The sequence below is a fragment of the Bradyrhizobium centrolobii genome (assembly GCF_001641635.1).
Lineage (GTDB): Bacteria > Pseudomonadota > Alphaproteobacteria > Rhizobiales > Xanthobacteraceae > Bradyrhizobium > Bradyrhizobium centrolobii.
The window spans coordinates 16,329-41,217 of sequence record NZ_LUUB01000104.1 but is presented as its reverse complement, the minus strand read 5'-3'; the positions used below and the strand labels follow the sequence as shown (position 1 = coordinate 41,217).

Genomic DNA, 24,889 nt, shown 5'->3' with positions numbered 1-24,889 from the left:
AGGCGAAGAAGGCCAGCGATGGACGCAAATCGGAAATCATTCCGCTAGCATCTGATATTGCCGGCTTAAAAGCCAGATCGGGACGAGGCCGCGATTTCCCATCGTCATTCCGGGGCGATGCGAAGCATCGAACCTTGAAACTCGAGATTCCGGGTTCGCGCTGCGCGCGCCCCGGAATGACGAGGTGGGGAGATGGCGCATCCGCCGGCACGGTGTTATCTACCCCTAATGGCATCCCTTTTGAGTTCTTTCATCCTGCCGGTGGCAGCCGGCGCCGTGGCGTTGGTGCTGCTGCTCGGTCTCGTCAACATGATGCGCGGCGGCTCGCCCAACACTTCGCAGAAGCTGATGCGCCTGCGCGTGCTGCTTCAGTTCGTGGCGATCGTCATCGCCATGCTCGCGGTCTGGGCGATGGGCCGCTAGCTTAGACATTAACGAGGCAAACATGGTCGTGCTCAACCGCATCTACACCCGCACCGGTGACGACGGCACGACGGCGCTCGGCACCGGTGAGCGCCGGGCGAAATACGATCTGCGCATCGAGGCCTATGGCACGGTCGACGAGACCAATGCCGCGATCGGCGTGGTCCGGCTCCACACCAAGGATGCGCCCGATCTCGATGCGATGCTCGGCCGCATACAGAACGATCTGTTCGATCTCGGCGCGGATCTGGCCGTGCCCGAGAGAGAGGGCAAGGCCGAGCGGCTGCGCGTGGTGGCAAGCCAGGTCGAGCGGCTCGAGCGCGAGATCGACGCGCTCAACGAGAACCTCGCGCCGCTCACCTCCTTCGTGCTGCCCGGCGGCACCGCGGTCGCTGCCCATCTCCATGTCGCGCGCACGATATGCCGCAGGGCGGAACGCGTGATGGTGGAGCTGGCCGCCAGGCCGGACGAGGCGGTCGGCGCGGCTGGCATTCAGTATATGAACCGCCTGTCGGATTTCCTGTTTGTAGCGAGCCGCTTCGCCAATCATAATGGCGCGGGCGACGTGCTGTGGGTTCCGGGCCAGAACCGCTGACCCATTGGGAGGAAGCGTTCGGGCCGGCCAAAATTTGGCCCCTTCGCGCGTTGACCGGGCCGGATCAGGCATTTAGGTTCCGCGCCAGTTGATAACCTCCCAAAATAAGTGAAAGAGGATCGATGAAGGTCTTAGTGCCGGTAAAGCGGGTGGTCGATTACAACGTCAAGGTCCGCGTCAAGGGCGATGGATCGGGCGTTGAACTCGCCAACGTCAAGATGTCGATGAACCCGTTCGACGAAATCGCGGTCGAGGAAGCACTGCGCCTGAAGGAAGGCGGCAAGGCCACCGAGGTCGTGGTGGTCTCCATTGGACCGGCGCAGGCGTCGGAGACGATCCGCACCGGTCTCGCCATGGGCGCCGACCGCGGCATCCTGGTGAAGGCCGAGGGCACCGTCGAGCCGCTCGCGGTCGCGAAGATCCTGAAGAAGGTCGCGGATGAAGAGCAGCCGGGCCTGATCATCCTCGGCAAGCAGGCGATCGATGACGACTCCAACCAGACCGGCCAGATGCTGGCTGCGCTGCTCGGCTGGGCGCAGGCGACCTTCGCCTCCAAGCTCGAGGTCGAAGGTTCGGACTTCAAGGTCACGCGTGAAGTCGACGGTGGCCTGCAGACCGTCAAGCTGAAGGGGCCGGCGATCGTCACCACTGACCTTCGCCTCAACGAGCCGCGCTATGCCTCGCTGCCCAACATCATGAAGGCGAAGAAGAAGCCGATCGCGGAGAAGACCGTCGCCGATTGCGGCGTCGACGTCACCGCGCGTCTCGAGATTCTCAAGACGACGGAGCCGGCGGGCCGCAAGGCGGGCGTCAAGGTCAAGGACGTCGCCGAGCTGGTGTCGAAACTCAAGAACGAAGCCGGGGTGCTCTGATGACGACGCTTCTGATTGCCGAACACGACAATGCGTCGCTGAAGGATGCGACCAACAAGGCCCTGACCGCGGCTGCCGCGCTCGGCGCCGACGTCGAGGTGCTGGTGGCTGGCCAGAACGCCAAGGCTGCCGCGGACGCCGCCGCCAAGCTTGCCGGCGTGAAGAAGGTGCTGTTCGCTGACGGCGCGCTCTACGCGCACGATCTCGCCGAGCCGCTGGCTGCGCTGATCGTCTCACTGGCCCCGTCCTATGACGCGATCGTCGCGCCCGCGACCTCGCGCTTCAAGAACGTGATGCCGCGCGTCGCAGCCCTGCTCGACGTCATGCAGGTCTCGGAGATCACCAAGGTGGTTGCCCCCGATACCTTCGAGCGTCCGATCTATGCCGGCAACGCCATCCAGACGGTGAAGTCGAAGGACGCCAAGAAGGTGATCACGGTCCGCACCTCCACCTTCTCTGCGGCGGGCGAAGGCGGCAGCGCGAGCGTCGAGAACGTCGCTGCGGCGGCCGATCCGGGCCTGTCGTCCTTCGTCGGCGAGGAAGTCGCCAAGAGCGACCGTCCCGAGCTGACCTCGGCGAAAATCATCGTCTCCGGTGGCCGCGCCATGCAGAGCCGGGAAAACTTTGCCAAGTACATCGAGCCGCTCGCCGACAAGCTTGGCGCCGGCGTCGGTGCCTCGCGCGCGGCGGTCGACGCCGGCTATGCGCCGAACGACTGGCAGGTCGGCCAGACCGGCAAGGTTGTGGCCCCGGAGCTCTATGTCGCGGTCGGCATTTCCGGCGCGATCCAGCATCTGGCCGGCATGAAGGACTCCAAGGTGATCGTCGCGATCAACAAGGACGAGGACGCGCCGATCTTCCAGGTCGCCGATTACGGCCTGGTCGCCGACCTCTACCAGGCGGTTCCGGAGCTCACGGCCGAACTCGGCAAGCTCGGCAAGTAAAAACGCGTTAAAAGCACCGGCGGGAGGGGTACACTCCGGCCGGTGTTTCATTTTTGAGGCGTTTTCTTTCGTGCGGGGCGCGCGGAAGAGCGCATCCAATCTAGGTTTCGAGCCCGGGTTCTGGTTAAATCGGACCTCCCGGCTCTGGGGATAGGCAGGCGCGGTTCGTGTGCGCCGTTCCGGTGGATGACATTATGGCGGCAGTGATCAAGAAGGTCGGCGTGATCGGCGCGGGTCAGATGGGCAATGGCATCGCGCATGTCGCGGCGCTGGCCGGCTTCGACGTCTTGCTCAACGACGTCTCGGCGGAACGCCTCAAGTCGGGCATGGCCACCATCAACGGCAACCTGGCGCGCCAGGTCTCCAAGAAGGTCGTCACCGAGGACGCCAAGACCAAGGCGCTGTCGCGCATCGCGCTCGCCGAGAAGCTGGACGACCTCGCCGACTGCGATCTCGTGATCGAGACCGCGGTCGAGAAGGAGGAGGTCAAGCGCAAGATCTTTCACGAGCTCTGCGCGGTATTGAAGCCGGAGGCGATCGTTGCCTCCGATACGTCCTCGATCTCGATCACGAGGCTGGCCGCTGCCACCGACCGGCCCGAGCGCTTCATCGGCATTCACTTCATGAACCCGGTGCCGCTGATGGAGCTGGTGGAGCTGATCCGCGGCATCGCCACCGACGATTCGACCTTCGAGGCCGCCAAGGAATTCGTCGCCAAGCTCGGCAAGCAGGTCGCGGTCTCCGAGGATTTCCCGGCCTTCATCGTCAACCGCATCCTGCTGCCGATGATCAACGAGGCGATCTACACGCTCTATGAGGGCGTCGGAAACGTCGAGGCGATCGATGCGGCGATGAAACTCGGCGCGCACCATCCGATGGGCCCGCTGGAGCTCGCGGATTTCATCGGCCTCGATACCTGTCTCTCCATCATGCAGGTGCTGCATGAGGGGCTGGCCGACTCCAAATACCGCCCGTGCCCGCTGCTGGTGAAATACGTCGAGGCCGGCTGGCTCGGCCGCAAGACCCAGCGCGGCTTCTACGACTACCGCGGCGCCAAGCCGGTTCCGACAAGGTAGTGTCGTCGACGGGCTCAATGGTCATTGACGGGGGACACCCCGAGTTCAGCGACCTGTTGAGCAAGGTCATTCCGGTGAAGACTGGCAATTGGGCCGTGCTCTACCGAGACCCGGATGGCGCGCTCTGGGACATGACTTTTCCGCAGAGTGAGATGCACGGCGGCGGCCTTCGACGCCTGCGGCGCTTGCCTCACAGCGATCCGGACGCTTGGGAACAGTGCTGTAGGGTGGGCAAAGGCGCAAGGCGCCGTGCCCACCATCTCGCCAATCATGTGACGGAATTGGTGGGCACGCTTCGCTTTGCTCACCCTACTGCACTGTGACAATTCATGTCGCGTTAACCTCACAGGCCTACGTTACGGCCGGTACGAGGGTTTGCGTAATGGACATGATGGCGATGGTCAGCACCATGCTGGCCGCTCAACAGGGGGCTCTCCAGTCGAACGTCGCGGCGACTGTGATGAAGCAGAACATGGATGCGGAGAAATCCGCCGTCCTGACCATCCTCGGCGCGGGTCAGCCTTCGCTGGCCAATGTCGGCGCCGGCGTGGGCAATAACCTCAACATCACCGCTTAAAGAGCCGCCGCCGCAGGGTTCACGGCGGCGCGGATCAGCTTGAACGCATCCTCGCTCGCCCACTCGGCGGGGCCCGCAATCGTCGCGATCTCGCAACCCTCTGGATCGACCAGCACCGAGGTCGGCATGCCCAGCGCCCGGCCTATCGCTTTAAGATCCTGAAAAACCTTGGCTTTCTGGTCATTGAAATAGCCGAGCCGGTTCAGGTTGGCCTCTTTCAGGAAGGTCTTCGGCTTCTCCGGGTCGCGGGTGTCGATATTGATCGCCACCACCTCGAAATTCGGACCCGCCAGCTTGGCCTGAAGCTCGTCCAGTGCCGGCATTTCCTTGCGGCAGGGCACGCACCAGGTGGCCCAGAGGTTCACGAGCAGCGTCTTGCCGCGGAAGTCGGAGAGCTTTTTCGGCTTGCCGTCGGCGTCCTCGAAGGCGAGGTCCGGAAGCTTCAGGGGCGCGGACGCCATGGTCAGCGCCGCCAGCTCGCCATGGGCGAGCGGGGCGATCTTCTTGGCGGTGGTGACCGCCGCCCGGCAGGCCGGATCGCCGCCAGGCGCGCGGCTCAGGCCCAGCCCGTACAGCGCGGCAAAGCCGGCCAGCCCTCCGATCGCCACGGCGGCGATGACAAGGGGGATCCGGCGCGTGGCGGAGGGCTTTGGGTCGAGCATATCGTTTGTCATCCGGTCGCAGATATGGCTATCAGGGGCCTCTTAGTACGGCTGGCTGCGGCCAGCAAACGTGCGGCGCAAGGCCGCGCAGCAAGCAGCAAGGCGTGAGCAGGGGATCATGAGCAACAAGATGTGGGGCGGCCGGTTCTCGGAACGTCCCGACGAGATCATGGAGGAAATCAACGTCTCCATCGACGTCGATCGTCACCTCTTTGCCCAGGACATTGCCGCGTCCAAGGCCCACGCCGCGATGCTTGCCGCGCAGGGCATCATCACGGCCTCTGATGCGAAAAATATCGGCAAGGGTCTAGACACGATTTTGTCAGAGATCGGCAAGGGCGGCTTCGACTTCAAGCGCGCGCTCGAGGACATCCATATGAATGTCGAGAGCCGGCTCTCCGAGCTGATCGGCCCCGCCGCCGGCCGACTGCACACCGCGCGCTCGCGCAACGACCAGGTCGCCACCGATTTCCGCCTGTTCGTCCGCGACGTGATCGACGAGACCGATGCGGCGCTCGCCGCGTTCCAGGAGGCGCTGGTGGCGCGTGCGCTGGAACATGCCGCGACCGTGATGCCGGGCTTCACGCATCTGCAGACCGCGCAGCCCGTTACCTTCGGTCACCATTTGCTCGCCTATGTCGAGATGGCCGCCCGCGACCGCGGCCGCTTCCAGGACGCGCGCAAGCGCCTGAACGAGTCGCCGCTCGGCGCCGCCGCGCTCGCCGGCACCTCGTTCCCGATCGACCGCCACGCCACCGCGAAAGCGCTCGGCTTCGACCGTCCGATGGCGAATTCGCTCGATGCGGTCTCCGACCGCGACTTCGTGCTGGAGACGCTGTCGGCCGCCTCGATCTGCGCCGTGCACATGTCGCGCTTCGCCGAGGAAATCGTGATCTGGACCTCGCCGCTGGTCGGCCTGATCCGGCTCAGCGACAAGTTCACCACGGGATCCTCGATCATGCCGCAGAAGCGCAATCCGGATGCCGCCGAGCTGGTGCGCGCCAAGACCGGGCGCGTCATCGGCGCGCTCAACGGGCTGCTGATCGTGATGAAGGGCCTGCCGCTCGCCTATCAAAAGGACATGCAGGAGGACAAGCAGGGCGCGATGGAGGGCTTTGCCGCGCTGTCGCTCGCGATCCGCGCCATGACCGGCATGGTTCGCGACCTCGTGCCTGACGAGGCCAAGATGAAGGCGGCCGCCGGTGAGGGCTACGCTACCGCGACCGATCTCGCCGACTGGCTGGTGCGGACGCTGAAGATGCCGTTCCGCGAGGCCCATCACGTCACCGGCCGCATCGTCGCCAAGGCGGCCCAGGACGGTGTGGCGCTCCACGAGCTGCCGCTCAAGGACATGCAGGCGATCGAGCCGAAGATCACCAAGGACGTGCTCGGCGTGCTCTCGGTCGAATCGTCGGTGAAGAGCCGCACCAGTTTTGGCGGCACCGCGCCGAAGAACGTGACGTCCCAGGCCAAGGCGTGGGCGAAGCGGCTTGAAAAAGAGCGAAAATTGGGCTGAGGGCAAAATTTCGCTTATGTTTCATGGTCATCCGGCTCTCGCCAGAGAGCGCCAATCTCTGTATGGTGCGCGCCGCGTAGTGGGGATCTCGTCGTGACGTCAAAGTTTCGCCCGGCCGGCTCGGGGTGGGCCATCATTGTCCTTAGCCTGACGGCGCTTGCGCTTGCCGGTTGCGGCCGCAAGGGCCCGCTCGACCTGCCGCCGACCGCCTCCAACGCGTCCACGGCCAACGTCGCCGCGCCGACCGACACCGAGACCGAAGCTCAGAGGACGCCGAGCGTGTTCAACCCCACCTACGGTACGGAAGCCCCGCCCGCGGCGGCCAAGGGCAAGAAAAAACCGTTTATCCTCGACCCGCTCCTGGACGAACCTCCCGGCAAATAAGCCGGGATAACTGAGCCAACGCCATGAACCATTTCGACTACCGCAACGGCGTGCTGCACGCCGAGGCGGTGAACCTGTCCGAGCTGGCCGCGACCGTCGGCACGCCCTTCTATTGCTATTCGACCGCGACGCTGGAGCGGCACTACCGTGTCTTCACCGAGGCCTTTGCGGGCGAGAAGGTGCTGGTCTGCTACGCCATGAAGGCCAATTCCAACCAGTCGGTGCTGCGCACGCTGGCGAAGTTAGGGGCGGGCGCCGACGTGGTCTCCGGCGGCGAATTGAAGCGCGCGCTGGCCGCAGGGATTCCCGGCAGCAAGATCCTGTTCTCCGGCGTCGGCAAGACCGAGACCGAGCTGCGCGCCGCGCTCGCCGCCGACATCCTCTGCATCAACGTCGAGTCCGAGCCCGAGCTCGACCTGTTGTCGCGGCTCGCAACGGAGACGGGCAAGACCGCGCGTATCTCCATCCGCGTCAATCCGGACGTCGATGCCGGCACGCATGCCAAGATCTCGACCGGCAGGTCCGAGAACAAGTTCGGCATCCCGATCGCGCATGCCCGCGAAGTCTATGCGCGCGCGGCCAAGCTGCCGGGCATCGAGGTGACCGGCACCGATGTGCATATCGGCAGCCAGATCACCGATCTCTCCAACATGGAGACGGCATTCCGCATCCTCGCCGAGTTCGTGCAGACGCTGCGCGCCGACGGCCACAACATCTCCCATGTCGATTTCGGCGGCGGCCTCGGCATTCCCTACTACATGGATCGCGAGGCGCCGCCGGCGCCGGACGCCTATGCCGCGATGGTCAAGCGCGTCACCCACAATCTCGGCTGCACCCTGATGTTCGAGCCGGGCCGCATGATCGTCGGCAACGCCGGCATCCTGGTCACGAAGGTCGTCTACGTGAAGCACGGCGACGGCAAGAACTTCGTCATCATCGACGCCGCCATGAACGACCTGATCCGGCCGACTTTGTACGAGGCCCATCACGACATCCTGCCGGTGATGCAGCCGGCCGAGGGCGGCCCGACCATCACGGCCGACGTCGTCGGCCCGGTCTGCGAGACCGGCGACTACCTCGCGCTCGACCGCACGCTGCCGACGCCAAAGCCCGGCGATCTCCTCGCCATCATGACCGCCGGCGCTTATGGCGCCGTGCAGGCCGGCACCTACAACACGAGGCCGCTGGTGCCGGAGGTGCTGGTGAGGGACGACCAGTACGCCGTGGTTCGTCCCCGCGTGGAGGTCGAGCAGCTGATTGCGATGGATACGCCGGCGCCGTGGCTGTGAGCGGTTGATCGTAGCCCGGATGGAGCGAAGCGAAATCCGGAATCGCGCCGAAGTTCAACAACCCGGATTACGCTTCGCTCCATCCGGGCTACGCGACCGTGAAGGACGGTACGGCCGCGAAGCACTCACGGTGTCGTCCCGGCGAAGGCCGGGACCCATAGCCCCAGGGAGGAGTTGTGGCGCGAAGCTGGTAACCACGAGTCTTCGCCAAACCACTTCCTGTGGTTATGGGTCCCGGCCTTCGCCGGGACGACGACAGAGGAAGTGGCGAGACGACTACTTCCCCGCCAAGCCGCCCGTCTTCCCGCCAACCACAACTCCCGCCTTCTTCTCGATCGGCTTGATCGCCGCGGTGAAGTCGGAGTCGGCGCCTTCGGCGCTGATCACGGTCTCCCACAGGCGTCCGACCGCGTCGGCCACTTCCATCGACAGGCCGAGCTGCTTCATCTCCTCGAGCGCCAGCCGCACATCCTTCACCATCAAGCCCGTGGCGAAGCCGAAGTCGAAGGTGCGCGGCAGCACCGAGCGCGGAAACTTGTCGCGGCTCGCGGTGTTCATACCGGAGGCGGCATTGATCACGTCGATCATCACGGCGGGATCGAGCCCGGCCTTCACGCCCATCACCACCGCTTCCGATGTGGCCACGATCGCGGTTGCCGACAGGAAATTGTTGGCGAGCTTCATGGTCTGCGCGGCGCCCGGCTTCTCGCCGATGAAGAACACCTTCCCGATCACGTCGAGCGCGGCCTTGATCATCTCGAACTCCGCCTTCGGTCCGGACACCATCACCGCCAGCGTGCCCTTCTCCGCGCCGGCGACACCGCCGGAGACGGGGCTGTCGATCTGCACGATGTTACGCCCCGCGAGCAGGCCATGGATATTCGTCGCCATCTGCGAGCCGACGGTCGAGAGATCAACGAAGCGCTTGACGCGCTCGCCCTCGATCACGCCGTTCGCGCCGGTGGCGACCGCGAGCGAAGCCTGCAGCGAGGGCAGGCTCGCCATCACGGTCTCGACCTGATCGGCAACGTTCTTCGGCGACGTCGCCGCCGTCGCGCCGCGCGCGACGAGCTTGTCGACGACCTCCTTGCGCGTGTCGAACGCGACGAGCCGATGCCCCGCCTCGATCAGCCGCCGCGCCATTGGGAAACCCATGTTTCCGAGGCCGATGAATCCGATGTCCATGGTGTTTCCTTTTATGTTGTTCTTATGTTGTTCGTTGATCGGAGCGGAGGCGCGTGCCGCATCTTCCGCCGTCGTCCCGGCGAAGGCCGGGACCGATAACCCCAGGGAGAAGTCGTCGTGCGGGGGCGGTAACTCCGAGTCCCCGTAACCACATCTTCCTGTGGTTATGGGTCCCTGCGCTCCGCTTCGCGACGCTTGTCCGGGACGACGTCGAGGGAGGTGTATCGCGTCCCTAACGTCGACGCCGCCTCACGCCTTGCCGTCGATCTCCGCGAACACCTCACGCGCAATCCTGAAACTGTCGACCGCGGCCGGCATGCCGCCATAGATCGCGACCTGCATCAGGATCTCGCGGATCTCGTCGCGGGTGACTCCGTTGGTGAGCGCGCCCTTCAGATGCGCACGAAATTCGTGCTGGCGGTTGAGGATCGCAATCATCGCGATGTTGAGCATGCTGCGGGTTTTGCGCGGCAGTTCCTCGCGGCCCCACACCGTGCCCCAGCAATATTCGTTGAGCATCTCCTGGAACGGACGGTTGAAATCGTCGACGTTCTTCAGGGCGCTGTTGACATAGGCCTCGCCGAGCACCGCTTTGCGAACTTCCAGGCCCTTGTCGTGCATCTTCTTGTCCATGGCATTTCCTTCTCGTCCCTTGGATTGGCGCCGCGGAAATTACGGGGTTGCGCCGGGCCAGTCACGTCCTCGTGTTATGCGGGAAAAGGGATGTGTCCCGTACAGGAACGGATGCCTCAGTGCTGCCGTTGTGATAGGCTTCTCTCACCGGGCAACCTGGAGAGTTGATTGAACGGCGTCACCCCCGACCCGTCAGACCAGATCCGCGATGGCGACGCTCTGTCGCGGCTGAAGCTGACGCAGGCCCTGCAACGGGCTACATATGCCATCGCATGGGAGCGCGCCTGGCCACATCTGGCGCGGCTGCTGACTGTTGCTGGGCTGTTCCTGGTGGTGTCCTGGGCCGGTCTCTGGTTGGCGCTGCCGTCCGTCGCCCGCGCGATTGGTCTTGCTGTCTTCGCAGGCCTTGCCGCTGCCGCCCTGTTCCCGCTGGTTCGCTTCCGCTGGCCGACCCGTGAGCAAGCACTGGGCCGCCTCGACCGCGGTTCGGGTATCCGTCACCGTCCCGCCACCACGCTCACGGATACGCTGACTTCGCAGGATCCGGTCGCGCAGGCGCTGTGGCAGGCCCAGCGCGAGCGCACGCTGGCCTCGCTCAAACGCATCCACGCCGGTTTGCCGCATCCGCGCCTTGCCATCCACGACCCCTGGGCGCTGCGTGCGCTGGTGATGGTGATGCTGGTCGCAACTTTCTTTGCCGCCGGCGACGAGCGCGCGCTGCGGTTAGGTGCCGCCTTCGACTGGAACGGCGTGCTGGCGCCGACCAATATCCGCGTCGATGCCTGGGTCACCCCGCCGGTCTACACCGCGAAGCCGCCGATGATCCTGTCGGCCGCCAACAAGGAAGCCGCCGCGCTGCCGGCGAGCGGGCCGCTCGCCGTGCCTGCCGGCTCCACGCTGATCGTGCGCCCCTCCGGCGGCAGCCTGGATGTCGTCGTCTCCGGCGGTCTCAAGGAGGCTGCGTCCACCGAGGCAGCACCCAAGGGTACCAACGAGAAGCACTTCACCATCACCGGCGACGGCACCGCGCATGTCCGCGCGCCGTCCGGACAGCCGCAGTGGACCTTCGCCGCGACGCCGGATCGTCCGCCGACGATTGCGCTCGCCAAGGATCCGGAGCGCCAGGCGCGCGGCGCACTGCAGCTCGCCTACAAGATCGAGGACGATTACGGCGTCACCGGCGCCGAGGCGCAGTTCGCTGCACGTCCCGCCGACGTCAAGGGCGGTACGAAGGACGCCGATGCCAAGCCCGCGCGGCCGCTGTTCCAGCCGCCGCAATTCGCTCTTGTGCTGCCGAATGCACGTACACGCAACGGCGTCGGCCAGACAGTAAAGGACCTCAGCGAAGACCCCTATGCCGGCGCCGACGTCACGCTGACGCTGACCGCCAAAGACGAGGGCGGCAACGAGGCGAAAAGCGAGCCGTTCAACATGCGCCTGCCGGAGCGGCTCTTCACCAAGCCGCTTGCGCGCGCGTTGATCGAGCAGCGACGTATCCTCGCGCTTGATGCCAACAAGAATGCCGACGTCTATGCCGCGCTGGATGCGCTGATGATCGCGCCCGAATTGTTCACGCCGGAGACCGGGCAGTATCTCGGGCTCTACAGCGTGTCGCGGCAACTCGAGGCGGCGCGCACCGACGATGCGCTGCGCGAGGTCGTGGCGAGCTTGTGGGCGCTCGCGGTGACGATCGAGGACGGCAACATCACCGATGTCGACAAGGCGCTGCGCGCGGCGCAGGACGCGCTGAAGCAGGCCCTGGAGCGCGGCGCGAGCGACGAGGAGATCAAGAAGCTCGCGCAGGATCTGCGCCAGGCGCTCGAGAATTTCATGCGCCAGCTCGCCGAGCAGTCCCGCAACAATCCGCAGCAGCTTGCCCGGCCGCTCGACCCCAATACGAAGATCCTGCGCCAGCAGGACCTCAACAACATGATCGACCGCATGGAGCGCCTGTCGCGCTCCGGCGACAAGGACGCGGCCAAGCAGTTGCTCGACCAGCTTCAGCAGATGCTGGAGGGCCTCCAGATGGCGCAGCCGGGGCAGTCCGGCGACAGCGACATGGAGCAGGCGCTCAACGAGCTCGGCGACATGATCCGCAAGCAGCAGCAATTGCGCGACAGGACCTTCAAGCAAGGCCAGGACTCCCGACGCGACCGCATGCGCGGCAAGCAGCAGGGCGACCAGTCGATGTCGGACCTCCAGCAGGACCAGCAGGCGCTGCGCGACCGGTTGAAGAAGCTGCAGGACGAGCTTGCCAAGCGCGGCCTCGCGCAGAACGGCCAGAAGGGACAGAAAGGCCAGCGCGGCGAGCAAGGTCAGCAGGGCCAGGGGCAGCCGGGCCAGGGCGATCAGGACGCCGACCAGGGTGACGACGATGGCGGGCTGGATTCCGCCGACAGCGCCATGGGCGATGCCGGTTCGAAGCTCGGCGAGGGCAATGCCGACGGTGCCGTAGACTCCCAGGGCAAGGCGCTGGACGCGCTGCGCAAGGGTGCACAGAAGATGGCCGAGGCTATGCAGCAGGGCGATGGCGACGGCCAGGGCGATGGTCCCGGCAATCGCGCCGGCCGCCAGGCCGGTGGCAACCAGACCGATCCGCTCGGCCGTCCGCTTCACGGCCGTGAACTGGGCGACGACTACACCGTGAAGATTCCCGGTGAGATCGACGTTCAGCGCGTCCGCCGCATCCTCGAAGAGCTCCGCCGCCGCCTCGGCGACCCCTCGCGCCCGCAGATCGAGCTCGATTATCTCGAGCGGCTGCTGAAGGATTTCTGAGGCGACCAACCGCCGACAGCCAAGCCACTCCGCGCAACGCGTCCTTGATGTCGTCCCGGCGAAGGCCGGGACCCATACCCCCAGGGAGAGGTTGTGGCGTGCAGGTGGTAACCACGAGTCTTCGCCAAACTACTTCCTGTGGTTATGGGTCCCCGGCCTTCGCCGGGACGACACCGGGAGTATGACGCTCGCTATCCCTTCTTCGCCGCCAGCGCATCCGCGACCGCGGTGCGGATGTCGGCGACCGAGAACGGCTTGGTGACGACGTCATGCACCAGCGCATTCAGGTTCGATGCGCGTTCGCGCTGGTCGGCAAATCCGGTCATCAGCAGGATGGTCAGGTCGGGAAAGTCGCGCGCGGCGGAGAGCGCGAGCGCGATGCCGTCCATCACCGGCATCTGGATGTCGGTGAGCAGCAGGTCGAACGCGCCATCTTCGCGGATCAGGATCTCCAGCGCCTCGGCGCCGTCCTGCGCGGTGACGATCTGGTGACCGTCCATGGCGATTGCGCGCGCGACCAGCGTGCGCATGGAATCCTCGTCGTCGGCGATCAAGACTTTTGGCATGGGACCAACCTCCCGCGCGGGACCCGGCGATGCCGATTATACGCTGCCGCCGGTGACGTCGCGCCGGTTGAAGAAACGAACATCGATATTGCGGCCCTCCGGCGGCGGCGAGGCCAGGCGCGACTTGAAGAAGGCGCGCTCGCCCGGCCGCAGCACCGTCTGCTCCAGCACCGTATTCCAGGCATAGATCTCCGCACCTTGCGCGTCGCGCACCGCGAAGCGCAGCCGCGGGATCTCCAGCGGCTTCTTGCCTTCACCGACGATCACGCCCTCGATCACCAGGACCTGCTTGCCGTCCACGGTCTCGCTGGAGAGCTTGATGTCCCTGAAGGCCAGCCCTCGCAGGTTCACCCCGAGGCCGACCATTTTGTAGAACGCCGCCGTCTGCGGCAGCAGCCGCACCATGTCGGCGCGCCAGGTCACGAGAGCCACGACCAGCGCGCCCATGGCGGCGCAGGCGGTCGGCAGGCCGAAATAGGATCTTCGCCGCGCCGGGGGCGCAGCCTCGCGCTCGCGGCTCACCTGCGCCATGCGCCGGCGGAACAGGCCGCGGAACCAGGACTGGTGCTGAGCGCCGCCGTTGTCGTCCTCGGTGGACTGCGCTGCCGACCAGTCGTCCTCGGTCGATCTGGCGTCCTCGGACGGCCAGTCGCTGGCGATCGAGGGGCTGTCGACCACCGGCGTGTCGGCCGCGCCGTCGTCCCTGGCATAGGAGTTCCACTGTTCGGCGAGGTCTGACTGATCGTCGGCCTGGTTCGCCGCGGCCATGGCCGGGACCGGCATTTCCTCGATGGCGTCCTCGGGGCGCGCGACCCAGGTTTCCTTGCAGCGGGAGCAGCGTACCGTCCGCCCATTCGCCCCCAGGCTCGCAAGCTTGATGGCGTAGGATGTCGTACAATGGGGGCAGACGATGTGCATGGACGAGCCTTGATGCATGGACAAGTCTTGGCGATGACCCAGTCGTGCGAAACCGGGCACCTTGGATGCTACAGGGAGACCGTTAACGAATCGGAAACCATAACGGCCGCACAACCCTTCTCGAGCGTGCGGCAGAATTTCGCGCTGCGCGCCGCGTCCCCTCTCGAACGGAGCTGAGCTTGGTTCGGTTCGAAAATGTTGGACTGCGTTACGGTCTGGGGCCGGAGATCCTGCGCGACCTGAGCTTCCAGATCCCGGCGCATTCCTTCCAATTCCTCACCGGCCCGTCCGGCGCCGGCAAGACCTCGCTGCTGCGCCTTTTGTTCCTGTCGCTGCGCCCGACGCGCGGGCTGGTCAACCTGTTCGGCCATGACATCTCGCTGCTCGGCAAGGACGAGATCGCCGACTTGCGCAAGCGCATCGGCATCGTGCTCCAGGATTTCCGCCTGCTCGACCACATGACGACCTACGAGAACGTGGCGTTGCCGTTCCGTGTCATGGGCCGCAGTGAATCGAGCTATCGCAAGGAGGTCATCGATCTCCTGCGCTGGGTGGGGCTCGGCGACCGCATGGACGCGTTGCCGCCGATCCTGTCCGGTGGCGAGAAGCAGCGCGCGGCGATCGCGCGCGCAGTGATCTCGCGGCCGCAGCTCCTGCTTGCGGACGAGCCGACCGGCAGCGTCGATCCGACGCTCGGACGAAGGCTGCTGCGGCTCTTCATCGAGCTCAACAAGTCCGGCACCGCCGTCATCATCGCGACCCATGACATCGGCCTGATGGACCAGTACGAGGCGCGGCGGCTGGTGCTGCACCAGGGACGGCTGCACGTCTATGAATAGGACCGAAGAGCGCGGCGTGCTGGTTGACCTCGGACAGGAACGTCCGCCGTTGCCGGCCAAAGCGCGCAACATGTCTCCGATCGTGCCGCGCGCCTCGATCCACGGTCGTGCGCTCGTCGCCGTCGTCGCCATCATGACGTTCCTCGCCTCGATGGCAACCGGCACGGTGCTGCTGGTCAGCGCCTCGGCCGCGGAATGGCAATCGGATGTGGCGAGCGAAATCACCATACAGGTCCGCCCGCAGGCCGGACGCGACATCGAGCGCGACACTGCGGCGGTCATCGAGGCGATGCGCGCGCAAGCGGGCATCGTCGAGGTCAAGCCGTTCAGCAAGGAGGAATCCGGCAAGCTGCTCGAGCCCTGGCTCGGCACGGGCCTGTCGATGGATGATCTGCCGGTGCCGCGCATGATCATCGCCCGCGTGCAGCCGGGCACGCAGCTCGATCTCGCCGGCTTGCGCGCCCGCGTGACGCAGGTGGCCCCAAGCGCGAGTGTCGACGATCACCGTGCCTGGATCGAGCGCATGCGCTCGATGACCAACGCGACCGTGCTCGCTGGCCTCGGCATCCTCGCGCTCGTGATCGTCGCAACCATCATCTCGGTCTCGTTCGCGACCCGCGGTGCGATGGCGGCGAACCGGCCGATCGTCGAGGTGCTGCATTTCGTCGGCGCCGGCGACCGCTACATCGCCAACCGCTTCCTGCGGCATTTCCTCCGCCTGGGGCTCGAGGGCGGCGTGATCGGCGGCGGCGTCGCCATGCTGGTGTTCGGCTTCTCCGAGTCCATCGCCGGCTGGTTCTCAGGCACGCCGGTCGGCGACCAGTTTGCAGCCCTGCTCGGCACCTTCTCGCTGCGGCCGTCCGGCTACATCGTGCTCGCCGTGCAGGCGCTGCTGATCGGCGCGATCACAGCGGTCGCCGCGCGCCAGACGCTGTTCGCGACGCTGAACGATGTCGATTAGGTCCGCAAACCGGACTCCACTTCGCCTTAAAACGTCTTAAAATCATCCGGGGAAGGGATCACCGAACATCGCATGAGCGCGCCGACCGACGATCGAACGCCGAACTTGCCGCGCGGCTGGCTGCGCGCGACCGTCGTGTCGACGATCGCGCTCGTCTTCGTCGGCGCGGCGGCGGGCTTCGTCGCGTTCCTGTCGCAATTGCGGGGCGCAGAGATCGCGCCGGATCGCAAGGCCGACGGCATCGTGGTCCTGACCGGCGGCTCCTCGCGGGTGTCGGATGCGATGGAGCTGCTAGCGGCCGGCTACGGCAAGCGGCTCCTGATCTCGGGCGTGCACCCGACCTCTACGGCAAGCGACATCTCCCGGACGCTGCCTGAAAACCAGTCCTTCATGCGTTGCTGCGTCGATCTCGACCGGACCGCGGTCTCGACCCGCGGCAACGCGGCGGAGGCGCGGCGCTGGGCACAGGAGCGCGGCTTCAAGTCGCTGATCGTGGTCACCTCGAACTATCACATGCCGCGCGCGCTGGTGGAGTTCTCGCATGCGATGCCGGATACGGCGCTGATCCCGTTCGCGGTGGTCGGCGACAAATGGCGCGAGGAGCCGTGGTGGACCTCGGCCTCGACGCTGCGGCTGCTCCTGTCGGAATATGTCAAGTACATCGCGGCCGAGCTCAGGGTGCGGCTCGAGGATTTCGGGATTGACCTTTCGCCCGAAGTGTCGGAGCAGCCTGCGGGCCAGCCGTCGAAGCGGCCCGCCACCGCACAGGCCAACTGACAGGGTCCATTGATCGGATTTAGCCGGATGTTCTCGATTTTCCTGCGTTCGCTCGTCTTCAACGTGCTGTTCTGGCTCGTGTTCTTTTTCTGGGCGATCATCGCGCTGCCGACCTTCGCGCTGCCGATGCGAGCCCTGTTCACGGTCGGTGGCTGGTGGGTGAACAGCAGCCTGTTCCTGATGCGCGTCATCTGCAACATCAAGGTCGAGTTTCGCGGCGTCGAGAAGATTCCGCAGGGGCCGCTGGTCGTCGCCTCCAAGCACCAGTCGTTCTGGGAGACCTTCGGACTGCTGAAGTGCCTTGACCGGCCGATCTTCGTGCTCAAGCGCGAGCTGCTGTTCATTCCCGTGTTCGGTCAATTCCTGACCAAGCTCGGCATGATCGCGGTCGATCGCAAGAAAGGCGTGCGCGCGCTGCTCGACATGACAAGGCGGGCGCGCGAAGCGGTGCGTGGCGGGCGGCAGTTCGTGATCTTTCCGGAAGGGACGCGTACGACGCCGGGCGCTCCGCCGGCCTACAAGAGCGGCTTTGCGCAGATCTATGCGAGCTGCGGCGTGCCGTGCATTCCCGTCGCGCTCAACTCCGGCCTGTTCTGGCCGCGCCGCAACTTCATGCGCTATCCGGGAACGCTGGTCGTGGAATTCCTCGACCCGCTGCCGCCCGGCCTGCCGAAGGACGAATTCGTCGGCCGCGTCAGAACCGCGATCGAGGAAGCGACCGGCCGCATCGTCGAGGCGGGACGGCGGGAGCAGGAGCAGCTCATCGGCCGCGCCCCGAACTATGTGGGCGAGGGGCGGGCGGTGTGAGGCGAATCCTTCCGGCGATCTCGGGCAACCTGGCGCGAAGCTTCCTCTATGTGCGCACGTTGGCGTAGTTGATCGGGCGAGCGCAGGCGCCGGCCCTCCGCTCGACCAGGATGTCCCTGGCGCTCTTCGTCATGGAGGCGTCCGTCGGGCTAGCGTTGCTCGTCGTCCGGAAGGGAGGCGTGCAGGGAATGCGCTTCGCCATGCAGCATCGTTGCGAGCTGATGCAGCGGGGCATCGCGAAAGCCTTCGGCCTCGATCGCCTTGACCGTCGCGGTCACGTAGTCGCGGTTGGCGCCGGACTGGCCGTGGCCTTGCAGCACATGGCGGTGCTGTTCGGCGAGCGACAGCCGGCCGGCATATTGCGCGTGGCCGCGGTCGACGACATAGGCGAGTGCGGCGACACGCTGGCGCGCATCGTTCTCCAGCCACACCGAGCGCATCACCTCGCGATAGACCGACGTCACCTGCTCCCGCGCCCGCAAATAGTCGACCACATCGGCGCGGTTCTTCTCGGCGACGCGGAAGGCGATGCCGCGGCAGGCCCCGCCGCGGTCGAGGCCGAGCACCAGGCCCGGCTTCTCGGGCGTGCCGCGATGCACGAAGGAGAAGACGCAGAGCGCACGGTGCTCGCCGACCAGACGTGCCGGGACACGCTCCTCGAATTCGAAGCCTGGCCGCCACATCAGCGAGCCGTAGCCGAACACCCAGAGGTCGCCCGTGGCGGTGGTGACGGAGGGGAGGGTAGTTTCCGACATTTCGGGCACGGCTACCAGAACCGCGTCCCCAAGCGAAGCGAATTCTCCGCCTTTCGTGGCAGACGAACCTCGCTTACATTTGCCAAAATCTGTGGTCAAAGGGTCGCCGCATGTCCGATATGACCGTTGCCGCAGGCCGGCGCTCCCGTTGGGGCCTTTTCATCGCCCCCGTCCTCCTCCTGATCCTCGCCGTCGCCTGGAGCGGGTTCTGGTTCTATGCCGCCTCGCAGGCCGAGGTAGCCGCCGACGCCTGGCGCGCGCAGGAGGCCAGGTCCGGCCGCATCTATGATTGCGCCAAGCGCTCGATCGCTGGCTTCCCGTTCCGCTTCGAGGTTCAGTGCTCCGGCGCCAGCGTCGCTCTGGTCTCGCAGAACGCGAGCAAGACGCCGTTCACGGCCAAGCTCGACAACATCCTGGTCGTCGCTCAGGTCTACGACCCCAAGCTCGTCATTGCCGAATTCTCGGCGCCCGCAACGCTGACCGACGGCGTCACGCAGACCTCGTTCGTGGTGAACTGGAGCAAGGGCCGCAGCAGCGTGTTCGGCCTGCCGGCGGTGCCGGAGCGCGCCTCCATCGTGTTCGACGACCCAACCATCAACCGTCTCGACGGCACGATGCAGGTGCCGCTCGCGCGGGCAAAACAAGTCGAGCTGCATGGGCGCCTCGCGGACGGATCGTCGCGCGATCATCCGGTCATCGAGACCGTGCTTCAGATCGCACAGGGCAGCATCCAGGGCCTGCATCCCCTGCTCTTGGAGCCGTTCGAGGCAGACGTGCGCGCGAAGGTCACCGGGCTCACCGATTTCACGCCGAAGCCCTGGCCGCAGCGCTTCCGCGAACTCCAGGCCGCCGGCGGCCATATCGAAATCGTGCAGTCGCGGATCCAGCAGGGCGACATGATCGCGGTCGCGGCCGGCACGCTCGGCCTCTCCGCCAATGGCCGTCTCGACGGCGAATTGCAGATGACGGTGGCCGGCCTCGAGCGGGTGATCCCCGCGCTCGGCATCGAGAAGATGCTGGAGGAAGGCGTGCCGCAAGCGACGCTCGACCGTGTCGCGCCCGGCGTGAAGACGCAGGACCTCAACAACCTGTTCGGCGCCCTCGACCGCGCCATTCCCGGACTCGGCAAGGTGGTCAAGCAGAACGCCAATGTCGGGCTTGCCGCCGGCATCAATTCGCTCGGCACCGAGAGCACGCTGGAAGGCAAGAAGGCCCGCAGCTTCCCCTTGCGCTTCGCCGATGGCGCGGTGCTGCTCGGCCCGATCAAGGTCGGGCAGATTCCGCCGCTGTACTAGCTGTAGTAGCCCGCATGGAGCCAACGGGTCGGCGCGAAGCGTCGCCCGATGACAGGCTCCGCGAAATCCGAGGCGCAGCGTCCTGCATTCACGAGTCCCGGATTGCGCTGCGCTCCATCCGGGCTACGAGCTGACGTCACGGACCCTTCGCTGGATCGTGATTGCACGCCGGGAATGCGAGGTCGCAAAGTCCGTTCTCTCTCTATGTCGGCCGCATACTGTGGCGGCCGGTTCAGGAGAGACCACCATGACGAAGTCCAAGCTGTTCATTGCCGCCATCGCCTTCACGACCGCATTTGCGACGCCCGCGCTCGCGCAGTGGCAGTCGCAGGAGCCGGCCGCATTCGCAGCCCAGTATCCGAATGGCGATCACGCCACTGCGCTCGGCGGCGCGCGGGATGCGATGGCGTTCGTGCCGTCGATGGCGAAGCCGCCGCGGCACGTGATGCCGCACGCAGCCAAGGGCAAATAGGATTGCTTACGTCCGCGAGCGCTGCGCGTTCTGAGGTGGACCCGGCCGGATCTGATCGGCTGGGCCCATGCTCGTCATTTCTTCTCGAGCGCCGGGTGCGGCCGGCCGAAATCCGGTGCCGCCGAATCCTGGCCGATCTCGACGATGCCGCGGCGGATGGCGCGGGTGCGGGTGAAGTGATCGAACAGCGCCTCGCCGTCGCCGCGGCGAATGGCGCGGGTGAGCTTTGCGAGATCCTCGGTGAAGGTGCCGAGCATTTCCAGCACGGCCTCCTTGTTGGCGAGGAAGACGTCGCGCCACATCGTCGGATCGGACGCCGCGATGCGGGTGAAGTCGCGAAAACCACCGGCGGAGAACTTGATCACCTCGGACTCCGTCACCTGTGCCAGCTCGTCGGCGGTGCCGACGATGGTGTAGGCGATGAGATGCGGCAGATGGCTGGTGATGGCGAGCACGAGATCATGATGGTCCGGCGTCATGATCTCGACCTTGGCGCCCATCGCCGCCCAGAACGCGCGCAGATGCTCGACGGCGGCGGTGTCGGTGCCTTCGGGCGGGGTGAGGATGCACCAGCGGTTGATGAAGAGCTCGGCGAAGCCGGAATCCGGCCCCGAATGCTCCGTGCCCGCGACGGGGTGTGCGGGAATAAAATGAATGCCCTTCGGCAGATGCGGCGCCATGTCCCTGACCACCGCGCCCTTGACCGAGCCGACGTCGGAGATGATTGCCCCGGGCTTGAGATACGCCGCGATCTCCTGCGCCACCGGTCCGCAGGCGCCGACGGGGATGCAGAGGATGACGAGGTCGGCATCCTTCACTGCCTCCGCATTGGTCGCCACGACCTCATCGACGATGCCGAGCTCGACGACCCGCGCGCGCGTCTTCTCCGAGCGCGCAGTGGTGACGATCTCGCCGGCCAGGCCCTGGAGCTTCGCAGCGCGCGCGATCGAGCCGCCGATCAGGCCGAAGCCGATCAGGGCGATGCGCTGGAAGTGGGGAGCGGCGCTCATTTGCCGGCCACGAAGTCGCGCAAGGCCTCGACCACGAGGCGGTTGGCCTCCTCGGTGCCGATGGTCATACGCAGCGAATGCGGCAGGCCGTAGTTCTTCAGCGCCCGCAGCACCAGGCCGCGCTTGGTCAGGAAGGCATCAGCGTCGTCGGCGGTCTTGCCCCTGTCGGTCGGGAAGTGGATCAGCACGAAATTGGCGACGCTCGGCGTCACCTTCAGACCAAGCTTGCCGATCTCCTCGGTCAGCCAGTTGCGCCAGGTTTCGGTGAACTGCTTCGACATCGCCTGATGCGCAGTGTCCTCGATCGCGGCGACCGCGGCATACATTGCCGGCGTCGACACGTTGAAGGGACCGCGGATGCGGTTGACGGCATCGATGATGTGCTCGGGGCCGAACATCCAGCCGATGCGAAGCGCCGCGAGGCCGTGAATCTTGGAGAAGGTGTGCGTCACCACGGTGTTCTCGGTCGTGGCGACGAGCTCGATCCCCATCTCGTAGTCGTTGCGTGAAACGTAGTCGCAATAGGCTGCGTCCAGCACCAGCAGCACATGCGACGGCAGGCCGGCGCGCAGGCGCTTGACCTCGTCGAACGGCAGATAGGTGCCGGTCGGATTGTTGGGGTTGGCGAGCCAGACCAGCTTGGTCCGCGGCGTCACCGCCTCGAGGATGGCGTCGACGTCGGCGGTGAGGTTCTTCTCGGGCGCCACGATGTTCTTGGCGCCGTTCGCCATGGTCGCGATCGGGTAGACCAGGAAGCCGTGGGTGGTCGAGATCGCTTCATCACCACGGCTGAGATAGGTGTGGGCGAGCAGATTGAGGATCTCGTCCGAGCCCGCGCCGCAGATGATGCGGTTGGGATCGAGGCCGAAAGAACGGCCGATCGCCTCGCGCAGCACGCGCGAGGTGCCTTCGGGATAGTCCTCCAGATGCGATGCCACGTGCTTGAAAGCCTCGATCGCCTGGGGCGAAGGCCCGAACGGCGTCTCGTTGGCCGACAGCTTGAACACCTTGCGGCCCGGCTCCGGCACCGGGCTCTTGCCGGGTGTGTAGGGCGCAATATCGAGAATGCCGGGGTTCGGCACGGGGCGGGACATCTTGGACTCCGGATTGGCGGGACGGCTCGTGGCTTACGATTTCGTCCCGGTCGGGGGCACCGTATAGCGCGTTGCGTGGCTGCCGACGAGAGCCGTGGAGCGGACGGAGGCCCCCGCGTCGATCAGGGCTGCCTTGATCTTGTCGAGGCTGCTCGCTGCGGTGATCGAGATCAGCAGCGCCGCGCCGTCGAAGGCGGTATCGGGCACCGCCACGATCTCGGCGAGCGGCGACAGGGCGCGAGCGATCTCGGCATTCCAGCCGGACACGCGCACGCTGAAGGTCTCGACCTCCGTCACCATGGCGCTGTCGGCGACGCGCGAGACCACGAACACCGGGAGCGCCGCCGGATGGTCGGCGCGCTCGACGAAGGGCAGACGTGCGATGATCTTCGGCGCGCCCGCCTCCTCCAGCGTCAGCCACCACGGCGTGCGGCTGGAGGTCGCCGAGACCAGCGCCAGATCGCCCTTGGATTTTGCCACCGCCTCGACCGCCGCCTGCGCGCTGAAATGCGCGACGTAAGGCACAGTGAAGCCGAAATGGAAGCGCGCGGAATCCCGCATCGCGGGTTCGCTTACCGAGACGTCGGCATGCACCGAGAATGGCGCTTGCACGTAAGTGAACGTGGAGATGATGACGCGCCAGATGCTCTCGACCGTGTCGAGCGGCAGGATGCCGCGATGGCGCTGGACGAGATGGCGCATCATGTCGGCCTCGCGCGCCGGGCGGAATGCGGAGCCCACCTCCTGGGTCTGCTTCACCTGGATCAGGCGGTCGATGATGTCGCCGCGCTGCATCAGCAGGCGATGCATGCCCTCGTCGATCGCATCAATCTCCTTGCGCAATTCCTGCAACGATGGTGGCGCGGGCGGACGTTGGGACATATCTGACAGGGGCTGTTGAGAGGCGTTCCAATTCGGGTCGGCAAAGGCAGATCGGCAAGGCCGGATCCGCTGCGATCGACCTCCTGATTAGGCAGGATGGGCGGCGAAAGCAAAGAGAAATGATGGCCTGTTCGGCCGGCGGGCGACAGACGAATTTGGTTAATCCGGACCGTGACTTGACGAAAACCGTCCAAGCCACTAGTTTTTGCCTGTTCCGTGGTCATTTGAGCCGGCCGGCTTGCAGCCACGTTAAAAAACTCGCTAAACAGGCCGGGGACGCATCCGATCCCGGCCGAACCTATCGTTCAGGCCGGGTTTTTCATGGCCTGATGTCAGCGGCGGCTCGTAAGGGCTGATCGCAAACGAGGTCGATGGTCAGAGATGGTTGGCGTCAAGTCGATTCCCAGTCCCGCGATCGCTGAAGAGCGGTCGCACGAGGCGGATCATCCGAGCTCGCAGGTCGCGCATTTCGGCGCCGATCAGCCGCTGCCGCTCGATTGCGGCATCGATCTCTCGCCATTTCAGATCGCCTACCAGACCTATGGCGAGCTCAATGCCGATCGCTCCAACGCCATTCTGATCTGCCATGCGCTGACGCTCGATCAGCATGTCGCCAATGTGCATCCGCTGACCGGCAAGCCGGGCTGGTGGGAAATCATGGTCGGGCCCGGCCGTCCGCTCGATACGGACAAGTACTTCATCGTCTGCTCGAACGTGATCGGTGGCTGCATGGGCTCGACCGGACCGGCCTCGACCAATCCGGCGACCGGCAAGGTGTGGGGGTTGGACTTCCCAATCATTACGATACCCGACATGGTGCGGGCGCAGGCCATGTTGCTCGACCGCCTCGGCATCGACACGCTACTCTGTGTTGTCGGGGGCTCGATGGGCGGCATGCAGGTGCTGCAATGGACCGCGGCCTATCCGAAACGCGTGTTCTCCGCACTCCCGACCGCGTGCAGCACGCGCCATTCGGCGCAGAATATCGCCTTCCATGAGCTCGGACGGCAGGCGGTGATGGCCGATCCGGATTGGCATGGCGGGCGCTATGTCGATCAGGGGACGCATCCGCATCGCGGCCTCGCGGTGGCGCGCATGGCCGGGCACATCACCTACCTGTCTGATGCAGCGCTGCATCGGAAGTTCGGCCGGCGCATGCAGGATCGCGAGCTGCCGACCTTCTCGTTCGATGCCGATTTCCAGGTCGAGAGCTATCTGCGTTACCAGGGCTCGTCCTTCGTCGAGCGATTCGACGCCAACAGCTATCTCTATCTGACACGTGCGATGGACTATTTCGACATCGCCGCCGATCATGATGGCGTGCTGGCGAAGGCGTTCGCCGGCATTCAGACCCGCTTCTGCGTCGTCTCCTTCACCAGCGACTGGCTGTTCCCGACCTCGGAATCGCGCGCGCTGGTGCATGCGCTGAATGCGTCGAGCGCGCGGGTGTCGTTCGCCGAGATCGAGACCGATCGCGGCCATGACGCCTTCCTGCTCGACGTTCCCGAATTCTTCGATATCTCCCGCGCCTTCCTGCAATCGGCGGGCAAGGCGCGCGGGCTCACCGGCAAGGGCGGCTAGC

Annotated in this window: 27 protein-coding genes and 1 riboswitch; of the genes, 18 read left to right on the top strand and 9 right to left on the bottom strand. The window is 65.7% G+C overall.

Annotated features, from left to right (window positions below; all coding sequences use genetic code 11):
• The first annotated feature begins 228 nt into the window (after positions 1 to 228).
• The 7 genes from AYJ54_RS37540 to AYJ54_RS37510 all read left to right on the top strand — a co-directional run bounded on the left by AYJ54_RS37540 (position 229) and on the right by AYJ54_RS37510 (position 4,487).
• The gene (locus tag AYJ54_RS37540; RefSeq protein WP_063707241.1) at positions 229 to 423 is read left to right on the top strand and encodes a twin transmembrane helix small protein; all 195 of its coding nucleotides are present in this window, start codon (positions 229 to 231) and stop codon (positions 421 to 423) included.
• A 22-nt stretch (positions 424 to 445) separates the two neighbouring features.
• On the top strand, positions 446 to 1,018 hold the full coding sequence (locus AYJ54_RS37535; RefSeq protein WP_063707240.1) for a cob(I)yrinic acid a,c-diamide adenosyltransferase: 573 nt from the start codon (positions 446 to 448) through the stop codon (positions 1,016 to 1,018).
• Between the two features lie 122 nt (positions 1,019 to 1,140).
• Positions 1,141 to 1,890, top strand: a complete 750-nt coding sequence (locus AYJ54_RS37530) for an electron transfer flavoprotein subunit beta/FixA family protein (protein WP_063707238.1) — start codon at positions 1,141 to 1,143, stop codon at positions 1,888 to 1,890.
• The gene (locus AYJ54_RS37525) at positions 1,890 to 2,834 is read left to right on the top strand and encodes an electron transfer flavoprotein subunit alpha/FixB family protein (protein WP_063707236.1); all 945 of its coding nucleotides are present in this window, start codon (positions 1,890 to 1,892) and stop codon (positions 2,832 to 2,834) included. The genes AYJ54_RS37530 and AYJ54_RS37525 overlap by 1 nt, the downstream gene beginning before the upstream one ends.
• A 194-nt stretch (positions 2,835 to 3,028) precedes the next feature.
• Positions 3,029 to 3,910 carry a 3-hydroxybutyryl-CoA dehydrogenase gene (locus AYJ54_RS37520; RefSeq protein WP_063707234.1) on the top strand — a complete coding sequence of 294 codons (882 nt, stop codon included), beginning with the start codon at positions 3,029 to 3,031 and terminating at the stop codon, positions 3,908 to 3,910.
• 17 nt (positions 3,911 to 3,927) lie between these two features.
• The gene (locus AYJ54_RS54160; protein ID WP_063707232.1) at positions 3,928 to 4,233 is read left to right on the top strand and encodes an Imm27 family immunity protein; all 306 of its coding nucleotides are present in this window, start codon (positions 3,928 to 3,930) and stop codon (positions 4,231 to 4,233) included.
• Positions 4,234 to 4,292: 59 nt separating this feature from the next.
• Positions 4,293 to 4,487: a putative motility protein gene (locus AYJ54_RS37510; protein ID WP_063707313.1), complete on the top strand. Its 195-nt coding sequence runs from the start codon at positions 4,293 to 4,295 to the stop codon at positions 4,485 to 4,487.
• Here AYJ54_RS37510 and tlpA read toward each other — a convergent pair.
• Positions 4,484 to 5,149 carry a thiol:disulfide interchange protein TlpA gene (gene tlpA, locus AYJ54_RS37505; RefSeq protein ID WP_063707231.1) on the bottom strand — a complete coding sequence of 222 codons (666 nt, stop codon included), beginning with the start codon at positions 5,147 to 5,149 and terminating at the stop codon, positions 4,484 to 4,486. The two genes, AYJ54_RS37510 and tlpA, sit on opposite strands and share 4 nt — an antisense overlap.
• 118 nt (positions 5,150 to 5,267) lie before the next feature.
• Here tlpA and argH point away from each other — a divergent pair, with 118 nt between their 5' ends.
• The 3 genes from argH (at position 5,268) to lysA (ending at position 8,338) form a co-directional block, all read left to right on the top strand.
• A complete protein-coding gene (argH, locus tag AYJ54_RS37500; RefSeq protein WP_063707311.1) occupies positions 5,268 to 6,665 on the top strand; it encodes an argininosuccinate lyase in 1,398 nt (465 codons plus the stop codon).
• A 93-nt stretch (positions 6,666 to 6,758) separates the two neighbouring features.
• Positions 6,759 to 7,049: an LPS translocon maturation chaperone LptM gene (gene lptM / locus AYJ54_RS37495; RefSeq protein WP_063707229.1), complete on the top strand. Its 291-nt coding sequence runs from the start codon at positions 6,759 to 6,761 to the stop codon at positions 7,047 to 7,049.
• Between the two features lie 23 nt (positions 7,050 to 7,072).
• On the top strand, positions 7,073 to 8,338 hold the full coding sequence (gene lysA / locus AYJ54_RS37490) for a diaminopimelate decarboxylase (RefSeq protein WP_063707227.1): 1,266 nt from the start codon (positions 7,073 to 7,075) through the stop codon (positions 8,336 to 8,338).
• Between the two features lie 276 nt (positions 8,339 to 8,614).
• Here lysA and AYJ54_RS37485 read toward each other — a convergent pair whose 3' ends face one another.
• Positions 8,615 to 9,523 (bottom strand): NAD(P)-dependent oxidoreductase, encoded by a 909-nt coding sequence (locus AYJ54_RS37485; RefSeq protein WP_063707225.1) that lies wholly within the window; start codon positions 9,521 to 9,523, stop codon positions 8,615 to 8,617.
• 249 nt (positions 9,524 to 9,772) lie between these two features.
• On the bottom strand, positions 9,773 to 10,156 hold the full coding sequence (locus AYJ54_RS37480; RefSeq protein WP_063707224.1) for a carboxymuconolactone decarboxylase family protein: 384 nt from the start codon (positions 10,154 to 10,156) through the stop codon (positions 9,773 to 9,775).
• Between the two features lie 168 nt (positions 10,157 to 10,324).
• On the opposite strand from AYJ54_RS37480, the gene AYJ54_RS37475 reads away from it, so the two are divergent.
• The gene (locus tag AYJ54_RS37475; protein WP_063707222.1) at positions 10,325 to 12,931 is read left to right on the top strand and encodes a TIGR02302 family protein; all 2,607 of its coding nucleotides are present in this window, start codon (positions 10,325 to 10,327) and stop codon (positions 12,929 to 12,931) included.
• A gap of 191 nt (positions 12,932 to 13,122) precedes the next feature.
• Here the strand turns inward: AYJ54_RS37475 and AYJ54_RS37470 are convergent, their stop codons facing one another.
• Together AYJ54_RS37470 and AYJ54_RS37465 are read right to left on the bottom strand one after the other, a co-directional pair.
• Positions 13,123 to 13,497, bottom strand: coding sequence for a response regulator (locus tag AYJ54_RS37470; protein ID WP_063707220.1), 375 nt, complete (start codon positions 13,495 to 13,497; stop codon positions 13,123 to 13,125).
• Positions 13,498 to 13,533: 36 nt separating this feature from the next.
• Entirely contained in the window at positions 13,534 to 14,415 is an 882-nt protein-coding gene (locus AYJ54_RS37465) for an MJ0042-type zinc finger domain-containing protein (RefSeq protein WP_063707309.1), read from the bottom strand.
• Between the two features lie 179 nt (positions 14,416 to 14,594).
• Here AYJ54_RS37465 and ftsE point away from each other — a divergent pair, with 179 nt between their 5' ends.
• The 4 genes from ftsE (at position 14,595) to AYJ54_RS37445 (ending at position 17,799) form a co-directional block, all read left to right on the top strand.
• Positions 14,595 to 15,254, top strand: a complete 660-nt coding sequence (ftsE, locus tag AYJ54_RS37460) for a cell division ATP-binding protein FtsE (protein ID WP_063707218.1) — start codon at positions 14,595 to 14,597, stop codon at positions 15,252 to 15,254.
• On the top strand, positions 15,247 to 16,215 hold the full coding sequence (locus AYJ54_RS37455; protein ID WP_063707216.1) for a cell division protein FtsX: 969 nt from the start codon (positions 15,247 to 15,249) through the stop codon (positions 16,213 to 16,215). Before ftsE ends, AYJ54_RS37455 begins: the two co-directional genes overlap by 8 nt.
• Before the next feature lie 72 nt (positions 16,216 to 16,287).
• Positions 16,288 to 16,992: a YdcF family protein gene (locus AYJ54_RS37450; protein WP_063707214.1), complete on the top strand. Its 705-nt coding sequence runs from the start codon at positions 16,288 to 16,290 to the stop codon at positions 16,990 to 16,992.
• A 27-nt stretch (positions 16,993 to 17,019) separates the two neighbouring features.
• Positions 17,020 to 17,799, top strand: a complete 780-nt coding sequence (locus tag AYJ54_RS37445) for a lysophospholipid acyltransferase family protein (RefSeq protein WP_063707212.1) — start codon at positions 17,020 to 17,022, stop codon at positions 17,797 to 17,799.
• Positions 17,800 to 17,948: 149 nt separating this feature from the next.
• Here the strand turns inward: AYJ54_RS37445 and AYJ54_RS37440 are convergent, their stop codons facing one another.
• Positions 17,949 to 18,554 (bottom strand): gamma-glutamylcyclotransferase, encoded by a 606-nt coding sequence (locus tag AYJ54_RS37440; RefSeq protein WP_063707210.1) that lies wholly within the window; start codon positions 18,552 to 18,554, stop codon positions 17,949 to 17,951.
• A 110-nt stretch (positions 18,555 to 18,664) separates the two neighbouring features.
• On the opposite strand from AYJ54_RS37440, the gene AYJ54_RS37435 reads away from it, so the two are divergent.
• Together AYJ54_RS37435 and AYJ54_RS37430 are read left to right on the top strand one after the other, a co-directional pair.
• The gene (locus AYJ54_RS37435; RefSeq protein ID WP_063707208.1) at positions 18,665 to 19,849 is read left to right on the top strand and encodes a DUF2125 domain-containing protein; all 1,185 of its coding nucleotides are present in this window, start codon (positions 18,665 to 18,667) and stop codon (positions 19,847 to 19,849) included.
• A 247-nt stretch (positions 19,850 to 20,096) separates the two neighbouring features.
• Complete coding sequence (locus AYJ54_RS37430; RefSeq protein ID WP_063707206.1) at positions 20,097 to 20,321, top strand: hypothetical protein; 225 nt, start codon at positions 20,097 to 20,099, stop codon at positions 20,319 to 20,321.
• A 74-nt stretch (positions 20,322 to 20,395) separates the two neighbouring features.
• On the opposite strand, the gene AYJ54_RS37425 is transcribed toward AYJ54_RS37430, so the two are convergent.
• The 3 genes from AYJ54_RS37425 to AYJ54_RS37415 are packed head-to-tail and all read right to left on the bottom strand — an operon-like array spanning position 20,396 to position 23,307.
• On the bottom strand, positions 20,396 to 21,331 hold the full coding sequence (locus AYJ54_RS37425) for a prephenate/arogenate dehydrogenase family protein (protein WP_063707204.1): 936 nt from the start codon (positions 21,329 to 21,331) through the stop codon (positions 20,396 to 20,398).
• Positions 21,328 to 22,425 carry a histidinol-phosphate transaminase gene (hisC, locus tag AYJ54_RS37420; protein WP_063707202.1) on the bottom strand — a complete coding sequence of 366 codons (1,098 nt, stop codon included), beginning with the start codon at positions 22,423 to 22,425 and terminating at the stop codon, positions 21,328 to 21,330. The genes AYJ54_RS37425 and hisC overlap by 4 nt, the downstream gene beginning before the upstream one ends.
• 33 nt (positions 22,426 to 22,458) lie before the next feature.
• Complete coding sequence (locus AYJ54_RS37415; RefSeq protein ID WP_063707200.1) at positions 22,459 to 23,307, bottom strand: chorismate mutase; 849 nt, start codon at positions 23,305 to 23,307, stop codon at positions 22,459 to 22,461.
• Positions 23,308 to 23,513: 206 nt separating this feature from the next.
• Positions 23,514 to 23,593: riboswitch (SAM riboswitch) on the top strand.
• 95 nt (positions 23,594 to 23,688) lie between these two features.
• Here AYJ54_RS37415 and metX point away from each other — a divergent pair.
• The gene (gene metX / locus AYJ54_RS37410; protein WP_063707198.1) at positions 23,689 to 24,888 is read left to right on the top strand and encodes a homoserine O-acetyltransferase MetX; all 1,200 of its coding nucleotides are present in this window, start codon (positions 23,689 to 23,691) and stop codon (positions 24,886 to 24,888) included.
• Position 24,889: the final 1 nt, after the last annotated feature.

Excerpts from the sequence above, each read along its gene's own strand:
- AYJ54_RS37435 (WP_063707208.1), top strand. The coding sequence starts at position 18,665 with ATGTCCGATATGACCGTTGCCGCAGGCCGGCGCTCCCGTTGGGGCCTT.
- AYJ54_RS37450 (WP_063707214.1), top strand. The coding sequence starts at position 16,288 with ATGAGCGCGCCGACCGACGATCGAACGCCGAACTTGCCGCGCGGCTGG.
- AYJ54_RS37530 (WP_063707238.1), top strand. The coding sequence starts at position 1,141 with ATGAAGGTCTTAGTGCCGGTAAAGCGGGTGGTCGATTACAACGTCAAG.
- AYJ54_RS37525 (WP_063707236.1), top strand. The coding sequence starts at position 1,890 with ATGACGACGCTTCTGATTGCCGAACACGACAATGCGTCGCTGAAGGAT.
- tlpA (WP_063707231.1), bottom strand. The coding sequence starts at position 5,149 with ATGCTCGACCCAAAGCCCTCCGCCACGCGCCGGATCCCCCTTGTCATC.
- AYJ54_RS37445 (WP_063707212.1), top strand. The coding sequence starts at position 17,020 with ATGTTCTCGATTTTCCTGCGTTCGCTCGTCTTCAACGTGCTGTTCTGG.
- AYJ54_RS37485 (WP_063707225.1), bottom strand. The coding sequence starts at position 9,523 with ATGGACATCGGATTCATCGGCCTCGGAAACATGGGTTTCCCAATGGCG.
- AYJ54_RS37465 (WP_063707309.1), bottom strand. The coding sequence starts at position 14,415 with ATGCACATCGTCTGCCCCCATTGTACGACATCCTACGCCATCAAGCTT.
- AYJ54_RS37430 (WP_063707206.1), top strand. The coding sequence starts at position 20,097 with ATGACGAAGTCCAAGCTGTTCATTGCCGCCATCGCCTTCACGACCGCA.
- AYJ54_RS54160 (WP_063707232.1), top strand. The coding sequence starts at position 3,928 with ATGGTCATTGACGGGGGACACCCCGAGTTCAGCGACCTGTTGAGCAAG.
- AYJ54_RS37415 (WP_063707200.1), bottom strand. The coding sequence starts at position 23,307 with ATGTCCCAACGTCCGCCCGCGCCACCATCGTTGCAGGAATTGCGCAAG.
- AYJ54_RS37540 (WP_063707241.1), top strand. The coding sequence starts at position 229 with ATGGCATCCCTTTTGAGTTCTTTCATCCTGCCGGTGGCAGCCGGCGCC.
- hisC (WP_063707202.1), bottom strand. The coding sequence starts at position 22,425 with ATGTCCCGCCCCGTGCCGAACCCCGGCATTCTCGATATTGCGCCCTAC.
- argH (WP_063707311.1), top strand. The coding sequence starts at position 5,268 with ATGAGCAACAAGATGTGGGGCGGCCGGTTCTCGGAACGTCCCGACGAG.
- AYJ54_RS37470 (WP_063707220.1), bottom strand. The coding sequence starts at position 13,497 with ATGCCAAAAGTCTTGATCGCCGACGACGAGGATTCCATGCGCACGCTG.
- AYJ54_RS37440 (WP_063707210.1), bottom strand. The coding sequence starts at position 18,554 with ATGTCGGAAACTACCCTCCCCTCCGTCACCACCGCCACGGGCGACCTC.
- AYJ54_RS37510 (WP_063707313.1), top strand. The coding sequence starts at position 4,293 with ATGGACATGATGGCGATGGTCAGCACCATGCTGGCCGCTCAACAGGGG.
- AYJ54_RS37425 (WP_063707204.1), bottom strand. The coding sequence starts at position 21,331 with ATGAGCGCCGCTCCCCACTTCCAGCGCATCGCCCTGATCGGCTTCGGC.
- lysA (WP_063707227.1), top strand. The coding sequence starts at position 7,073 with ATGAACCATTTCGACTACCGCAACGGCGTGCTGCACGCCGAGGCGGTG.
- metX (WP_063707198.1), top strand. The coding sequence starts at position 23,689 with ATGGTTGGCGTCAAGTCGATTCCCAGTCCCGCGATCGCTGAAGAGCGG.
- AYJ54_RS37455 (WP_063707216.1), top strand. The coding sequence starts at position 15,247 with ATGAATAGGACCGAAGAGCGCGGCGTGCTGGTTGACCTCGGACAGGAA.
- AYJ54_RS37480 (WP_063707224.1), bottom strand. The coding sequence starts at position 10,156 with ATGGACAAGAAGATGCACGACAAGGGCCTGGAAGTTCGCAAAGCGGTG.
- AYJ54_RS37535 (WP_063707240.1), top strand. The coding sequence starts at position 446 with ATGGTCGTGCTCAACCGCATCTACACCCGCACCGGTGACGACGGCACG.
- AYJ54_RS37520 (WP_063707234.1), top strand. The coding sequence starts at position 3,029 with ATGGCGGCAGTGATCAAGAAGGTCGGCGTGATCGGCGCGGGTCAGATG.